Origin of the sequence: Chryseobacterium jejuense, assembly GCF_017877355.1 — a bacterium.
GTDB classification, from domain to species: Bacteria; Bacteroidota; Bacteroidia; order Flavobacteriales; family Weeksellaceae; genus Chryseobacterium; species Chryseobacterium jejuense_A.
Window position 1 is genome coordinate 186,810 of the sequence record NZ_JAGIPR010000007.1, and the last position, 16,900, is coordinate 203,709.

Below are 16,900 nucleotides of genomic sequence, written 5' to 3' on the forward strand. Positions count from 1 at the left end.
TATTTTTCACTGCCAGGAATCAGATATTACTTCTTTGTCTGGAATATTGATATTGTGTTTATTATAGAAAAGCAGTAATAAATATTCTTTTTTCTTCGAAGTGTCTCTATACATTGGTGTTTCAACCGTTATGTTTCTTTTCATGATTCCTTCAATTGTTTTGTCTTTGCTGCTAAAAGCTATAACAGGCGACATTCCTTTAATTTTAAAAGAGTCATTTAATGTTACTTTGTATATCGCAAAAGGTTGTTTAGGGTTGAAATCACTGATCTTTGAAAGCTCAGATTTAGGATTATTTCCCTGCTTTTCATCATAGTAATAAACGAATTGTGCTCCTTTAAATTTGAATTTATTTTTCTCTAAATAGGAAAAAGCTTTGCTTAACGTTTCAAGGTGTGAATCCTCATCTTTTGTAGCTTCATCTTTTAATCTGGACATAGGAGAGCAGGATGAAATGCCGTATTGGTTGTTAGATCCATTTAATAATATCAAATACCTTTCATTAGGTTTTACCTCTTTTTCACAGGCTGCTGAAGATGATTTTCCAATCAATCCCCTCACATTTAATGTGGTGAATTTTGTCCCTCTGTATACTTTTTCAAACTCCACATCAGCTTTATAGGTCCTTTGTTCGGGATTTTCATCGTATACTTTCAGTATTTTTATAACCCCTACTACATTAGCTTCTAAGTAATTTTGAGCTAAAGTATTCATTACACAACTACAAGCGGATACGTTTAAAATACCTAACAGTAGAAAGAGAAATAATGATAATTTTTTCATTGATATAATAGTTTTTATTTGACAGAAATTTCATCAACAAAGATATACGTTTCACCACCGGTTTTCTGATGCCATCCGGGAAGTTTTCCGGAATAATAGGCTTTTACTTTTAAATATCTTGCTTCAGTAGGAAGAATTTCAGTGGTAAAATCCTTAGTCTGAACTTTTTCATCTTTAGGATCAATATCATTGTCGATTGTATCTAACAGAAAATAGTCTTTAGCATTCATAGAAGCATAGTATTCCACTTTTTTAGGCATCAGGATCAATGATTTGTTATCCTGAAGATAAGTAGAAGTGATTTGAGTGATTTGCAGAGGCGACTGAAAATCAATTACTGTTTCAAAGTTTTGACCCAGATATCCCTGCCAGTCTCCTTTTTTCCAGTCTAGATCACCTCTGATACCATCTATTAATGCAAATTTTCCGGTGGCTGTGTATTGAGGACTGACTTTTGAATGGGGGGTGATCTCCCAATAATTAGGTCTTCTGTTGAAGCTTGCTGTTACAATTACACTTTTTTCCCTTTTCCTTTCCACATACGCCTGAACTTGTGTTGTTCTGCTGATGGTAAATGGCTTTTTGTAAGCTGTGAATTTCTTTTTTTTGTTGACATCGCCGGCATCCAGCGTCATATAGTAGATTTTATCACCGGGATTTTGTGGTGTGATCTCAACTTTGGCAGAAAAATCAAAGATTCTGTCTGCTTTAATAATCGGAGGAGCAGTAGTTTCCTGAAAAGAAAGTTTATGATCTTCGGTCCCTCCAGCTGGATCTATATCCTGAGAATTATTTTGTGCATCAATAATCTGGATCATCAGTAAAGACAATGCAAGCAGTCCTTTTTTCATGTTTGATAATATAAGGTGATGATAAATCAAGTACAGTACCAAATGGTGATTTGTGGGAAGGAAATTAGGGATTAAGGGTGGAAGCTGGGAGAGGGAAGCAGGAGATACTGTCAGGTTAGGGAGATGTTGTAGTCTATTGATGATAGATTAATTCATAAGTTTCAAAACTGGTTAAAAAGACTGTTACTAGTTTACCGGCTTCAATAACTTCCATCTTCCAGCCTTCATCTACCTTTCTTTTCACATGTAATAAATTCCCAGACCTGCTTGTCTTATATAAAACTATGATTATCAAATTACATGAAGAAGACTTTACTCTCAGCAGTTATTCTGTTACCGGCAGCTCTTTTTTCTCAAACAATCACAGGGAAAATTATTCAAACAGGAAAGGCGGTTTCCTATGTTGAAGTGATAGCCGTTAAGGAGCAAAAAAAACGGACTGCTATTTCTGATGAAAAAGGAAATTACTCACTGAAACTTTCTGAAGACGGAAATTATAATATAAAACTGATTCAGGATGGAACAGAAGTATCTGTTATGGATATTACCGTACAGGGTGATGTAAAACAGGATTTTTTTATTGAAGAGAAAAAGGAAAAACAGATTGAAGGTGTAACGCTCACTGCCAGGAAAAAACTAATCGAAAGGAAGGCAGATAGGTTGGTTTTCAATGTTGCTAATTCTGTGGCTTCCCAGGGAATGGACGGAGTAGATGCACTGGCCACAACGCCATTAGTGAAAATTGATGAAAACACTGGAGTTTCCATTGCGGGGAAAAGTGGAGTTTCTGTGATGATTAATGACAGAATACTCAATCTTTCTTCAACAGAACTTATTACTTATCTTAAGAGTCTAAGATCTGAAAATATTGAAAAAATTGAAGTCATTACTGCTCCTCCTTCAAAATATGAAGCTCAGGGAAACAGCGGGCTTATCAATATTGTTTTGAAGAAAAATCAAAACCTCGGTTGGAGCGGAAGTCTTACTACTAGCTTTCAGCAGCAGACTTATTCTGGATTTTCCAATAGTGCAACACTCAATTATCAGAATGAAAAGCTGCGCTCTTCTTTGAAATTAAGACAAAGTAAATTTGAAAAACATTCTTTTGAAAATTATAGAATGACAGGAAAAGAGGGACTTAAAAGTCATGATAACAGAAGAGATTTTGGAGATGGTCTTGGAGCAAATTTAAATGTTGATTATCAGTTGGGAAAGAAATCTAATATAGGATTTATCTATGATTATGGATTTGGGCATTCTAATATGGATATTGAAAATACCTCAGATTATTTCCAGAGTGACAATTATACCAATACTTTGTCTACTTATGCTGAACATAGAGGTAAATCAGCACAGCAGACGATAAGTGCCTATTATGATGTAAAGTTTGGAAAACAGGACAATAAATTAAGCATCACAGGAAATTATTTTTCTAATCTTCCAAAAACTACCATTGATTTTGCAACGATAGAAAATTCCGGAGACGAATTTATCGTAAGATCACCATCGGTAGTGGATTATAAGATCTATTCTGGGCAGGCAGATCTGATCTTACCCTATGAATTTGCCAAAACGGAAGCCGGTGTGAAGTTTACTAACTTTGATAATAATTCCAGCATTTTCTATCAAAATCTTCAGAGTGGAAATTATGTGACCGATGCTTCAAAGAGCAATGAGTTTAAATACAATGAGAAAAATTATGCAGCTTATTTTAGTTTTGAAAAATCCTTTAACGAAAAGTGGTCAGCAAAAGCCGGGCTTCGTTATGAATATTCTACAGTCAATGGAAATTCTCTGACTTCCGGGCAACAGTCGGAAAGTTCTTACGGGAAATTTTTCCCTACTGCTTATGTCATGTACAAAAGCAATGAGAATAATACCTTCAGTCTAAATTATTCCAAAAGGATCAACAGACCGGGATTCCGGGCCATCAATCCCTATCGCTGGTATATCAATGTAAATTCTTATTTCACAGGAAATCCTTTTTTACAGCCATCTATCAATCATAATCTTGAATTCTCTCATGTGTATAAAGGGAAATTATCAACTACACTTTATTTCCAGAGAACATTGGAGGGGTTTGGTCAATTGGCTAGTTTATCTGGAGAGAGCAGAACAAGTACTTTTTTCAATTATTATCATCAAAACAGCATAGGGGCTACCATAAATTATTCGGATACATTTTTCAGACGTTGGGAGGCCAATTACTCTGCAGACTTATCTTATACGGATATGGGAGTTTTTACAACTGATGCTTCTTCTAAAAAAGGATATAGTTATGATTTTGATATTCAGAATAATATTTCACTCAATAACAAAAAAACGATTCAACTCATTGCCAATTACTGGTTTCGACTGCCGTCCAATTCAGGAAACATACGCTGGGATTTTGTAGGAAACTTTACGGCTGGAGTAAAGATGAATCTGATGGATAAAAATCTGCAGGTTAATGTAATTGTTTCGGATATCTTTAAGCAGTCAAGAAGTAAGGGAGAAATATATTATACCACAGGATCTCACTATTTCAACAACTATTATGATGCAAGAAAGCTTACTGTATCTGCAACTTATACTTTTGGGAATAAAAAGGTAAAAGGAGTGAACCGTAATGTCAACTTTGATGAAAAAAACAGAGCGAATTAAGGTGAGAAGCTGAAAGTTAATGAATAATAGTGTAATGGCTGTATTGGTTCAATTTAAATTTAACGCAAAGATTTTATTCTTATACCGTTATATATTTAAGTGAGCAAAGAATGGAATCAATTTCATTGATTCTTATGAAGCGGATGCATATCCATACAGCTTCATAAGCGACTATGTCGCTGTCTTAGCTCTCTTAGAAATAATACATAATCTAAATAAAACCTTTGCGTTTTAAAAATGTAATGTAGGATTATGTAACATTTTTATAGTCATTTAGTTAATTGAAAGGTTAAACATAACTTCCAGCTTCCTTACTCCTAAACCTCACCCTCAAACAAGTCATTAAGATATTCCAGCTTATGGTTTTCCTGCCTTGCCGTTCCCAGGTACTTTTTCCATGCCTGAGACTCATGATAAACAATGCCCATTTCCCATACGCAGTAAGTCGGGAGGTGGGTTTTATTTCGGTCCCAGATCTCGAATTTTCCGGTTCCGTTGTAATAGACGCTTTCCCATAATTCGTTTTCACTTCGCCATGTACAGACCAAAAGAAGATAGTTTTCGCCGCATCGGTGCATAATTACAAATCCGAGATCTTCGATATTCTGAAAATTCTCTTTGGCATTTTCAATACACATTCTAGCATTCTGAATATCCTGTGTGGAAACTTCTGCAGGATCTTTGGCCAGATCATACCATTTGAATCTGGTTTTTCCTACAGTGAATATTTCTTTTGGTAATGCATATTTAGATGGGTAAGCAGTGGTTTCCATAGATTTTGTTTTGGTGAAAGGTGATACCTCATGATGAAAAAACAGGATAAACAAAATTTTTAACGATCTGATTTATCACCTGATATTATAGATTTTATTGATTCTAAATTACCGAAAAAAAACGTAAATTTGTAAACAATTTATATTTATATGTTGACGAAAGAAAAGGTTCAGGAATTCCTTAAAGAAATAGAAGTAGACGACTTGGTGAATAATCTTCAGATTATGGGTAACGACGTTTATATTGACATGACTGCTCATTCACCTGCAATGCATGAAAAGAAAAAACTGGAAGCTGCCATGAAGCAGGCTTTTGCCAGTGAGTTTGGAGAAGACGTTCATTTAAAACTTAAAATCGTTTCTCCGGAACCTAGCGAAATTCAGCAAAGCCAGATCAAAGGAAAACAGATTCCTGGGATTCAAAATATTATCGCTATTGCTTCCGGTAAAGGAGGTGTAGGAAAGTCTACGGTTGCTGCAAACATGGCAGTAACATTGGCTAAAATGGGTTTTAAAGTAGGATTACTGGATGCTGATATCTATGGACCATCAGTTCCTACCATGTTCGATACAGAAGGGGCAAAACCGATTTCTGTAGAAGTAGACGGAAAGAATATGATGAAGCCTATCGAAAATTATGGAGTGAAAATGCTTTCTATTGGATATTTCTCCGGAGCTAACCAAGCGGTAGTATGGAGAGGACCAATGGCTTCAAAAGCATTAAACCAAATGATTAGAGATGCTGCATGGGGCGAATTGGATTTCTTATTAATTGACCTTCCTCCGGGAACAGGTGATATTCACTTATCGATCATCCAGGAAGTACCTGTAACAGGCGCTGTGATTGTAAGTACACCTCAGCATGTTGCTTTAGCAGATGTAAGAAAAGGAATTGCTATGTTCCAGATGGAAAGCATCAATATTCCGGTTCTTGGATTAATCGAAAATATGGCGTATTTTACACCGGAAGAACTTCCTGAAAATAAATATTATATCTTTGGAAACCAAGGAGCTCAATATTTGGCAGAAGATCTTGGAATTCCGGTATTGGGAGAGATTCCATTGATCCAAAGCATCAGAGAAGCAGGAGACGTAGGAAGACCGGCAGCTCTTCAGGAAAACTCTAAAATTGCAGAAATTTATACTGAAACGGCAAGAAAAATGGTAGAAAGTCTGGTAGAAAGAAACAAAAACCTTCCTCCAACTGAAGCGGTGAAGATCTCCACCATGGCAGGTTGCTCGCCAAAAGCAAAATAATAATAACTTTCAATCACATTTGAAAAAACCGAATTGAACTGAAAAAAATATGGAAACAAACATAACGCACGAAGATACAGTAACAAGAGTAATGGAAGCTCTGGAAAGCATCAGACCGTTTTTGAATAAAGACGGTGGTGACATTGAGCTTATTGACGTGAAGGATAATCAGGTTTTTGTAAAACTTCTGGGTAACTGTTCCGGATGCTCGTTGAATTTTTCAACCTTAAAATTAGGAGTGGAAAATACAATCAAACAACATGCACCGGAAATTGAAAAGGTAGTAAACGTAGAATAAGACTATATCTGAGATATTGAAAAGACAGGCTTTTTATAAGGCCTGTCTTTTTTGTTTTTATTAGTAAGTTTTTTAAAACACAAAGATAAATTTCATTTGGCCTATTTATAAGGATGCTAAGAAGGCGACTATCGGTGTGGCTATGCGTCCGCTTAAAAAGAATCAATGAAGTTGATTAACGGTATAAGAATAAAAATTTTGTGTGAAAAAATAGAATGAATTTAAACCATTAACCTGAGTTCGGGATAAGAAAATTAAGGATAATAGGCTGGAAGCTGGAAGAGAGAGGCTGGAAGTTACTATCGGATCTACAATTTCTGACGTTGTAGTAAAATTTAATGAAGCAGTCTTTAAAGGAATAATAAATTACAGGGTTGTAAGTGTTTTGTTTAACCTCAACTCACTTCCCTCTCCCGGCTTCCTTCCTTACTAAAAACAGAAATGTCTTATCCCGAACTCAGGTACCATTAAGAAAAATGAAGATTGTAAGGTAAGTTAAGTTTCATCAAAGATGAATTTAGAATACAGCTTAATCCATAGCTCATAATTGTTTCAACCATTAAAAAAGACCCAGAGAGATATCTGAGTCTTAATTATTTGTTTATTTATATAGATCAATTATTGTTTCACAACTTTATTTCCCACCCCGGTAAGAGAGGCATTGGGCTTTCCTGATTTTGTTCCTGAACTTCTGTAGTATACGGTATTGCCGCCCCCTTCTATGGCAACGTTATCCACTTTATCAATGTATATTTTGTTACCGGTTCCTGAAACGGAAACTTTTCTTGCACTTCCTTTAACATTTACTGTATTATCACCACCGGAAACCTCTACATTTCCGCCATTAAGAGTATAATTTAGGGTATGCCCAACACCATCTACCTGTATTGTTTTCCCATTAGACTGTTCCACTCCTTTTATGGATTCTGTTTTTCTGGATTGAGAAAATAGGGTACCTGTTCCCAGTAACAGAATAGCTAAAATACCTGCTGTTTTAATACTTTTCATATTGAATTTGGTTTTTGTTGAGGGTAAATATAAGTACAAAATTATTTTCTCATAGTTAATCAAAAGTTAAATGATTGCTTTTTTGAAGATGAATCAAGTCTATATTAAAAGTGGGGTCAAGGGAAGATTCTTAGAAAATATCCTTGGATATCCTTGCCAAGGTTTTAAACCTTGACAAGGATATTAGTAGTTTCCACCATTCTTCCTTAAGTTAAAATCATAAGTAAAAAAGCCTCTAAAAATAGAGGCTTCAATCAAATCGTAAAATGTAGATTACTTGATAATAACTCGTTTAAGATGTCCTTCTGAAGTTTTCACAAGGTAGACCCCTGTTGAAAGATTGGATGTATTTATTATTAAGGCATTTCTTTCTTTTCCAATCAGTTTTCCGGACATATCATATAATTCGTAGTCCTGTTTTCTATTGAAATATAAAGTGTTTCCTTTATTGACTGGATTCGGGAATATATTGAATGTTGCTTTTTCAGATTGCACTTCACCGGTAGCCAAAGTAGGAGGTAAGGCTACTTCATACATGGATAAAGTTCCGCTGATTTCGTTGGCAATAATAACATATCCTTTATGAGTAGAGGTGTTTTCGGGAGCAATATAAATAATTCCTTCAGGACCGTTGTCTCCACCATAAGCCGAGGTAGAGCGGGAGTGTTTATAATCTGTAAAAGTAGGATTGTTTGGGTTGGTGATATTGTAAACCATTACTCCCCCTGTTCTTTCCAGCGTAATGAAAGCATAGGTTTGTCCGTTGATTGTTCCAAGAGCTACACCTTCCGGTTCAGGACCTTTTGCACGGCTTCTGCTTTTAACAACATTGGATTCATTATCTGTATTGAAGATCAATGGGTGTTTGGCGGCAATATATCTTTCAAACTGATCTCCACTATCATATACCTGTTGTTTAGTATCTGCATTGAAAATAGAGAATGAGCGAGCTCCTAAGGCCGCAATTTCTTCAAAATCGGCATCACCATCCGTATTTCCTGTAGCAGACGACACTCTGAATCTTCCCAGATTGTGGGAAGCCTTTACTATATTGGCATTAGGGAAAATAGCAGGATCTAAAGTATAATTGTTAGCTCCTACAGTCGTTCTTTCACTGTATCCGGAAAGATCTTTTTCATCACCTTCATTAGCTGTTACAATGTAATTTGTGTTTCCCACTTTATAATTTTGTACTGCATCAGGAAGATAGTAGGCTTTTACAGGCCAGTTAGCAATAAGAACTTCACCATTGTTGTCTGAAGCATCAAAACCATTCCCCGGAAGGCTCATATCTTTTTTGCCCAATCCCCAGATTCCGGTGATGTCGGTGATGTTTTTGGTGGAAAGGTCAACCTCAGCAATGGCATTGTTTTCCTGAAGCGTTACCCATGCTTTTTGACTGTCTGAGCTAATGGTCACATATTCAGGTTCCAGATCCTGAGATAAAGTATTATTGGTTCTTACTTTTCTTAAACCTGTAGCGGTTAAAGCAGGCACCTGAGAATCAAAATTATTAAAGTTCAAAGTAGTTACATGAGTTTGTGCAAGATTCCCGATACCTCCAGAAATATCAATGATACTAATGGTACCCTCAGGATCTACAGTGTAAGCATCATTAGGTTCTCCTTCATTAGCTGTAATCACTTTTGTTCCATCCGGAGTAAAGGTTATCATATCCGGTAAAGCTCCTACAGTTACCTGTTTCAGGAAATTTCCATTAATATCAAAAAAGACTACAGAACCATTTTGTTGTGGATTGGTATTTGGAGATGCAGCAGCAATAATTCCATTTTTTACAGCGATACTGGTGATTCCTCCGTATGGAGACATGTTGATGGTATTAACCACCGATGGAATGTTAGGAGTACTGAAATCAATAATATCAAAAACATCCGTAAGAGAACTGATGGTGAACAGTCGTTGAGTAGCCGGATCATGAACAACAATCTCCGTTGAGCTGTTATTGTTCCCGGATGGATCAAAACTTCCGATATAATTCAGCTGGATTTCATTGGATGGAACTGGTGCCGGTTTATCATTATCTACAATATAAATAGTTGTAGAATTGTCTCCCGAAATCGTTGCTCCTGTTGGGTTTTCAAGACTTACTGCAAAATATTCAGCCTTTTGTTCTTCCAAGGTATCATCAATAATAGGAATATTGACTGTATAACTTGTGGTAGAAGGTGTTATATTGATAGTTTGACTCGTTAAAGTAAAATCATTGCTGTCTGCCGTACTGAAAGGGGCAGGTTTTACAACAAGGTTTACTGTTGCTGCGGAAGGATTTGCTACATTGATTTTGAAAGCCAGTGTTCCCGCATTTTCATCTACCTTAATGAAATTTTTCTCAAGAGAAATAGAGGTTCCGGCAGTGGTAAATGTAGAAGAAGTGACAGTGGTTACGGCATTATCACTGAGATCTTCAACAGAATTGGGTTTTAGAGCCAGATAATAGGTTTGGCCGGGCACCAAGCCGGAAGTTGGGAGGATGGTGATGATGTTGTTGCTAAAAGCTGTTGTAAAGGGAACCTGAGTGCCTGTAGCATTTCCAAGGCGGAATTCTACAAGATTTTGTGCATTAGAATCGTTTATCGCGGAGTTGTCTGCCAATCTTACATTTTCATTAAAGGAAATCGTAGGATTAACAGTCGTTGAAGCATTATTGGTATTGTTAGCAGGAAGATAAGTGGTTGTAGGTGGAGTAGTGTCAACACCACCTGCTGGTGTTGCATCCACTGTAAAGTTATCAAAACGATTGTTACCGCCTGTTCCACCTCCTGTTGAAGAAAATTCAACCTTTAATTTAAAGTTGGGATTATTAGATACACCCGCCACTGCAGAAAAATCAAAATTAATCAACTGTGGATTGGCATCCTGAGGAGTAACGGTCTGATATGGAATAAAAGTAGTTCCGTCTGTTGTATAAGACCAGGTTTGTGTTCCGGCTCCTTGTGCGGATCTTCTCGTTGTAAATTTTACAACGACGTTATTGTATCCTGTTGTTGGCAGATTAAATTGTAAACCACCGGCAATAGGATTGTTAAATCTTAAATGTGTTCCGGATGCATCTCCATTTCGGGCATTTAAATTGTCAATATTGAAATTTTGTCCGGTACCGCCTGCAAAATCTATCACACTTGCTCCTCCAGCTATGGAGGTAAGAGAACCATTGACCAATGTGGATGAAGGTGTAGTGATAGAAGTTTGGGAAGTATTATTGTTAAAATTCCAGTAATGGATAAGTGTCTGTCCGAAAAGCCCAGTCTGAAAAAAGAATGCGGCAATGACAGACCCTTTTAAAAGGTAGTTGTTGATCATTTTTGACTTCAATTAGATAAATACAAAAATGAACTTTATGTTTGGCAACTATTTTAATGGAATTTTAAGAAATGTTTAAAAAATAGGTCTGTTTCTGATAAAAGATAAAATTAGGATAAACTTATGGAGTTTAAGCTTCAGCTATTTTAAAGACTTTCCGGAAAAATTTAACATTGTTCCAGATTTAGCTCCTTCCAGAGGATGTTTTTGCATATACAAAAATCCTGAAACAGCAGTCAGCAGCAAGAGTACAAAAATAACCAGAACAATTCTCTTTAACATGTCTCTCATATCGCTAAATTTTTAATGTCTCGAATTTCTAAAGTTGAAGAAGGATACCCTTTTTTTACGGTATTTATCATAGCTTTTCCAACTTCATGTAAAGTTAATGATTTTGATGGTAAAAAAATAGGAAAAATCCAAATAAAAGGTTTGAAGAACCATTTTACATTGATCTGACCATCAACAGGTTTCATAAATCCGGGTCTGAAATTGTAAACGTCTTTAAAATTCATTTTTTTTAAAGCATTTTCTGTTCTGCCTTTTACCCTTGCCCACATCAATTTTCCACTCTCTGTGCTGTCGGTACTGGCTCCGGAGACATAACTGAATACCATTTCCGGGTTTTGGTATAAAACAGCCTCTGCAAAATGTATGGTGGTATCATAAGTAATTTTGGTGTAATCCTCTTCATTCATCCCCACACTGCTGATTCCGGCACAAAAGAAACAGGCATCATAGCCTTTGAGATTTTCATCATTACTATTGATGGATAAAAAGTCTGCAACGAGATATTCTTTTAGTTTAGGATGCTTTTTTCCGGATGGTTTTCTGCTGATACTAAGGATTTCAGAAACATTCGGATTTTCGAGACATTCCATTAAAACACCTTCGCCTACCATGCCTGTAGCTCCTGTAAGAATTATTTTGATTGGGTTCATTGTTTTGCTATTGATAATTGCATGACGGATGAGGATTAGGTTTTACTTTAAAATTAGTAAATTTTTATTTTGTAGAATGTGTTTTTAGAAATGAAATATAGAAGCTTATTGTTCGTGCAAATATCAATATCTATAGGGGCGGGTATCCTGAGCATAAACTGAAGGTTTATGAACGAAGTTCACGAAGGAAGCCCGGCCAAATAAAGCATCAAATTCCATTGGCTTTAGCCAAAACCTAAAAATATGGTGGTTTTGTATGAAATATTTCTGTTTGTTGGGGTGATGAGATTGCTTCGCTGTACTCGCAATGACGGTGCAAAAAAAGAAAACCGAACAAGAATTGTCCGGTTTTGAATGAAATTATGTTTTAAAAACTATTTCTTATGCTGTAACTGGCTGTAAATATTATGGATCAAACCATCTGCTACAGAAATCTTCGGAACAAAAATTTTATTGATATCCGACCAGGCCATTACATTATTGAAAATACTTAAGGCGTGAACCAATACATCGGCTCTGTCTTCCCTAAGACTATATTTTGTCATTCTTTCCTCTACAGAAAGTTCATTGAACTCTTTATGAACCTTTTTCAGATGAGTTAATGACATGGGATTCCCATCTTTGGTTTTGCTCATGGAGAATACCTTATTGATGTTTCCTCCTGATCCAATAGCCACAATTGGTCTTTTACTGACAATATTATTTTTGATCTCGTCCTTCATTTCTTTCCAGTTATCCATGGTAACAAGATTGTTGAGAAGACGGATTGTTCCGATATTGAAAGATCTTTCATATACCATTTTACCGTTTTCATAGAATGTAAGCTCTGTGGAACCTCCTCCTACGTCAATGTATAAATAAGCAAATTCTTTGTTAAGACCTTCAGCAACATGGTTTTCATAAATTAGGGTAGCTTCTTCATCACCGGAAATAATCTCAATATTGATTCCTGAAGCTTCCTGTACCTGTCTGATGATTTCATCACCATTGGCAGCATCACGCATGGCGCTTGTTGCACAAGCTCTGTAATGATCTACTTTGTAAATCTTCATCAGATCACTGAAAATCTTCATGGAATCGATGACCATTTTTTCTCTTTCAGGACCTATTTTTCCAATAGTGAATACATCCATCCCCAATCTCAGAGGGATTCTCAGAAGGTTCAGTTTGATGAATTCCGGTTTTTTATTGTTTATTTTTACTTCATTGATGAGAAGTCTGGCGGCATTACTTCCTATGTCTATTGCTGCTATCTTCATTTTTTGCTTGTTTTAGCTTTTAAATACTTATAGGTTTCTATTTGTGATCGACATTCTTTTTTATCATTCTTTATATATTCATTGCTCAGTTTTTTATCTAAAATTCTGGCTTTTACATTATCTCTGAGTTGGATATCAAGAATGTCTTTTAATTCTTTTTTAAGGTTCTTGTCAGTTATTTTGGCGGCAGCTTCAATTCTGTAATCAAGGTTTCTGGTCATCCAGTCGGCAGAGGAAATGTAAATATCTTCCGCTCCTTTATTGTAGAAATACATTACTCTGGCATGTTCCAGATATTCGTCTACAATACTGATTGCCTTAATTTTCTCTTTAAATTCCTTTTGATTAACGGCACAGTAGATTCCTCTTACAATCAGTCTGATGGTTACTCCTACTGTGGCAGCATCATATAATTTTTCAATTAATGATCTGTCACTCAGAGAATTTGCTTTAACAATGATCTCTGCTTTTCTTCCTGCTTTAGCTTCTTCAATTTCCTTATCAATATGGTGAACAATCTTTTCACGCATAAATTGGGGGCAAACTAATAAATTTTTACAAGTTTTCAAAACCGGAAGGTAATCATCTTTTGGTTTTTTCAGTACATTGAACACTTTATTGATGTCTGCCATAATGCCACGGTCAGAAGTCAGAAGCAGATGATCTCCATAAATTCTTGCTGTTTTTTCATTGAAATTCCCGGTGCTCACAAATCCATATTGAATGGTTTTGTTGTGGGCTCTTTTTTTGATAACACAAAGCTTTGCATGAACTTTTTTATTCGGAAGTCCTACCAGAACGGTGATTCCCTCAGGTTCAAGCATGTTTTTCCATTCCAGGTTGGATTCCTCATCAAATCTTGCCTGAAGTTCAAGCATTACCGTTACTTCTTTACCGTTTCTGGCTGCATAGATCAATGCATTGATGATCTTTGAGTTGCTTGCCATTCTGTAAGCTGTAATCTGTATTGATTTCACATCCGGATCCATGGCTGCTTCACGCAGAAGATCAATCACCGGGTTATATTTATGATAGGGGAAAGTAAGAAGTACATCTTCCTTCATGATAACATCCGTCACTCTTTCTCCATGTTCAAATGCCTGATGGGTGAAAGAAGTTCTTTCTACGGGTCTTGCATATGTTTCAAAAACATCAGGAAAATCCATAAAATGTTTGAAATTATGAATCTTTCCTCCCGGAATAATACTGTCTTTTTTTGTTAGGTTCAGTTTTCTGATAAGGAGTTCCAGCAAAGCTTTATCCATATCTTTATCGAAAACAAATCGGGTAGGTTTCCCTTTTCTACGGTTTTTAAGTCCTTTTTCTATTTTTTCTGCAAAATTGGTACGGATGTCGTTATCCAGATCCAATTCTGCATCTTTGGTTACTTTAAAAGCATTAGCTGCAAATTCATCATACCCGAAATACGAGAAAATATGCGGTAAGTTGAAGGTAATTACATCTTCCAGAAGCATTACATTCTTTTCTTCCGGGTCTTCAGTGGGAAGCAATACAAATCTTCCTACAAATCGGGACGGAATTTCAATGATGGCATAGTTACTGGAATACTGCCAGTCTTTTTTTCTCATGGCAACTCCAAGATAGAGACTTTTATCTCTCATATAGGGCATTGGAGTATTTTCATGAAGAAGAATAGGGATTACATTAGATTCTACCACCTCATCAAAGTATCTTCTGACAAAATCCTTTTGTGAGGCTGTAAGGTTTTTAGAATTTTTGATGGAAACCTTATGGTCAGCCATTTCTTCCTGAATTTTTTTCCAGGTTTTATCGAAATTCAGCTGTTGTCTCATCACAATGTCATTGATATGCTGAAGAATCTTGGATGGTGGCTGATAAAAGGACTCGGCAATTACCTTTTCCTTAAAATCCATGGCACGCTTTAATCCGGCAACACGCACTCGGAAGAACTCATCTAGATTGTTGGAGAAAATTCCAAGGAAACGTATTCTTAAATGTAAAGGAACTTTTTCATCCATGGCTTCCTGTAAAACCCTTTCATTAAAGGCTAACCATGTAATATCTCGTGGATTAAAGTGTAATGACATTCTAAATGTATATATTTTACCAAAAATAAGAATTCGTCCAGTTTCTGCCTCTATTTCTTAGGTTAAACTTTGATTAATTTTAACCCGTCTGAACAGCATATTCTTTGCAATGGATTGTAAGCTTGTTATTGATCATAGTTTTGCAATAATTTTTTTATTTCTTCAATTTTTTTATACATTTTGTTGAAAAATATATATCGGGCTTTATTATTGGCCGAAAGTAATTCTGAGTTTTTGAGAATCATTTCAAGGCTTTTTTCATAGTTACCGCAAACCCTTTCATCTAATGTGTAGTAATAACTCAGAATGTTGTAAGGTAAAAATAACATTTTCTGATCTGAAAATCTGATAAAAACACTATTATTCATGATGAGAAGATCATTCTGATATAGTTTGAAAGGCATTTTTTGTTCTGTTATTATTTTTTCCTCAATCAGGTTTAGCATCTCTCCAATCTCTTTGCAAATCTTTAAAGCACTGTCAGTTGTAATCAGTTCGAGCTGGTGAAAATAAATAATCTGTTCAAGAAGTGTATAAATGGTAACATTACTCCAAATCTCGGTAGAGCTGACATCATTATAAACTTCAGACAAAAGAATGGCTTTCCGGGTAATATTTTCAGGGATCTCAAAATTTTCAAAGTTTATTCTTTGTGAGAAAAAAGCAACATCCATTAGTTTCAGCCACGCATAGACTTTAAACTTTCTAAGATTTTCAAACCTCATGAAGTAAAAAAGAGGGATATCCTTGGCTGCATAAATAAATTCGACATCCGGTTTATTTTTTACTTTTTGAAGATTCCTGATAGATGATTCGAAATACGTTTCCAGGTCATCAATATTGTAGATATCATGAGTTTTGTTTAAAACAACATTATTCTGATGGGAGGAATGGATGAGGTCCAGGGATATTCCAAAATGGGAGGCCAGGGAAATTCCCTCGTTTAAAGTAATATGACTCTTTCCGCTGATTCTTCTATAAGCCGTATCATTAGAAAGTGCCAGCTTATCAATCATTACCTCTACCAGATTCTTTTTTCCTCCGGATTCTTTTAATAACAAATCAAAGAGGTTTTTCTGATAATTTTTCATGTGAATTAGTGTTTTATTATCAAAAATATCTAAAAAAAATAAATAATAGTTATTTTTTTATATAATTAATCTAATATAACCTTGAGGTTCAGGATGTATTGTCCTTTCACAGCTGATTTGTTTTCTGGATTTTTGTGTATACTAATAATCTAAACAAAACTTATGGGAAAAATTTTATCATTATTTCTTTTCTTATTGGTTTCAATAGGAGGGATAAAGTCACAGACGCTCACATTTGAATATGAAAGTGGCGGGAATCAGATTGTAAGGAGGTATTGTGCAATGTGTGTCGCTCTTAAGAATGCAATGACCGAGCAACAGATCAGCGAAAAAGAGTTTCCTCCCGAGGAATACCAGGTTAAAATTTATCCAAATCCTACAAAAGGTAAAGTAAATCTGGTCTGGTCTGCTGAATTAGGCAAAATGATTCAAAAAGTGGAATTCGTTGCCTATAATTTCACCCAGTACCGGGAGCTTCCTTTTGACAGGAGAGAGAATAAGATCTTATTGGATCTTTCAGAACATCCGATAGGGATGTACGTTGTGGTTTTTCATCTCAACAGTGGAGAAAAACTTACTTACAAGATCTTGAAACAATAACCAACA

At 35.7% G+C, this 16,900-nt stretch carries 14 protein-coding genes; 4 read left to right on the plus strand and 10 right to left on the minus strand.

The features are described from left to right. Positions 1 to 6 precede the first annotated feature (6 nt). Positions 7 to 783: a hypothetical protein gene (locus J2772_RS15935; protein WP_209918388.1), complete on the minus strand. Its 777-nt coding sequence runs from the start codon at positions 781 to 783 to the stop codon at positions 7 to 9. 14 nt (positions 784 to 797) lie between these two features. Further along, the gene (locus tag J2772_RS15940) at positions 798 to 1,634 is read right to left on the minus strand and encodes a discoidin domain-containing protein (protein ID WP_209918390.1); all 837 of its coding nucleotides are present in this window, start codon (positions 1,632 to 1,634) and stop codon (positions 798 to 800) included. A 300-nt stretch (positions 1,635 to 1,934) separates the two neighbouring features. On the opposite strand from J2772_RS15940, the gene J2772_RS15945 reads away from it, so the two are divergent. Further along, a complete protein-coding gene (locus J2772_RS15945; RefSeq protein ID WP_209918391.1) occupies positions 1,935 to 4,277 on the plus strand; it encodes a TonB-dependent receptor domain-containing protein in 2,343 nt (780 codons plus the stop codon). 317 nt (positions 4,278 to 4,594) lie between these two features. Here the strand turns inward: J2772_RS15945 and J2772_RS15950 are convergent, their stop codons facing one another. Next, the gene (locus J2772_RS15950) at positions 4,595 to 5,050 is read right to left on the minus strand and encodes a hypothetical protein (RefSeq protein ID WP_209918393.1); all 456 of its coding nucleotides are present in this window, start codon (positions 5,048 to 5,050) and stop codon (positions 4,595 to 4,597) included. A 150-nt stretch (positions 5,051 to 5,200) separates the two neighbouring features. On the opposite strand from J2772_RS15950, the gene J2772_RS15955 reads away from it, so the two are divergent. Next, on the plus strand, positions 5,201 to 6,307 hold the full coding sequence (locus J2772_RS15955; RefSeq protein ID WP_209918395.1) for an Mrp/NBP35 family ATP-binding protein: 1,107 nt from the start codon (positions 5,201 to 5,203) through the stop codon (positions 6,305 to 6,307). A 49-nt stretch (positions 6,308 to 6,356) separates the two neighbouring features. Continuing rightward, positions 6,357 to 6,605 carry a NifU family protein gene (locus tag J2772_RS15960; protein WP_045500144.1) on the plus strand — a complete coding sequence of 83 codons (249 nt, stop codon included), beginning with the start codon at positions 6,357 to 6,359 and terminating at the stop codon, positions 6,603 to 6,605. A 618-nt stretch (positions 6,606 to 7,223) separates the two neighbouring features. Here J2772_RS15960 and J2772_RS15965 read toward each other — a convergent pair. From J2772_RS15965 to J2772_RS15995, 7 genes are all read right to left on the minus strand, one after another. Continuing rightward, complete coding sequence (locus J2772_RS15965; RefSeq protein WP_209918396.1) at positions 7,224 to 7,613, minus strand: DUF3060 domain-containing protein; 390 nt, start codon at positions 7,611 to 7,613, stop codon at positions 7,224 to 7,226. A 273-nt stretch (positions 7,614 to 7,886) separates the two neighbouring features. Next, a complete protein-coding gene (locus tag J2772_RS15970; RefSeq protein WP_209918397.1) occupies positions 7,887 to 10,934 on the minus strand; it encodes a choice-of-anchor I family protein in 3,048 nt (1,015 codons plus the stop codon). A 141-nt stretch (positions 10,935 to 11,075) separates the two neighbouring features. Then, entirely contained in the window at positions 11,076 to 11,225 is a 150-nt protein-coding gene (locus J2772_RS15975) for a hypothetical protein (RefSeq protein WP_209918399.1), read from the minus strand. Further along, positions 11,222 to 11,875 carry an NAD-dependent epimerase/dehydratase family protein gene (locus tag J2772_RS15980; RefSeq protein ID WP_209918401.1) on the minus strand — a complete coding sequence of 218 codons (654 nt, stop codon included), beginning with the start codon at positions 11,873 to 11,875 and terminating at the stop codon, positions 11,222 to 11,224. Before J2772_RS15980 ends, J2772_RS15975 begins: the two co-directional genes overlap by 4 nt. Positions 11,876 to 12,249: 374 nt before the next feature. Continuing rightward, positions 12,250 to 13,134: an exopolyphosphatase gene (locus tag J2772_RS15985; protein WP_209918403.1), complete on the minus strand. Its 885-nt coding sequence runs from the start codon at positions 13,132 to 13,134 to the stop codon at positions 12,250 to 12,252. Beyond that, on the minus strand, positions 13,131 to 15,203 hold the full coding sequence (gene ppk1, locus J2772_RS15990) for a polyphosphate kinase 1 (RefSeq protein WP_209918405.1): 2,073 nt from the start codon (positions 15,201 to 15,203) through the stop codon (positions 13,131 to 13,133). Before ppk1 ends, J2772_RS15985 begins: the two co-directional genes overlap by 4 nt. 125 nt (positions 15,204 to 15,328) lie before the next feature. Continuing rightward, entirely contained in the window at positions 15,329 to 16,294 is a 966-nt protein-coding gene (locus J2772_RS15995; RefSeq protein WP_209918407.1) for a hypothetical protein, read from the minus strand. 162 nt (positions 16,295 to 16,456) lie between these two features. On the opposite strand from J2772_RS15995, the gene J2772_RS16000 reads away from it, so the two are divergent. Continuing rightward, the gene (locus J2772_RS16000; protein ID WP_209918409.1) at positions 16,457 to 16,894 is read left to right on the plus strand and encodes a T9SS type A sorting domain-containing protein; all 438 of its coding nucleotides are present in this window, start codon (positions 16,457 to 16,459) and stop codon (positions 16,892 to 16,894) included. Positions 16,895 to 16,900 lie beyond the last annotated feature (6 nt).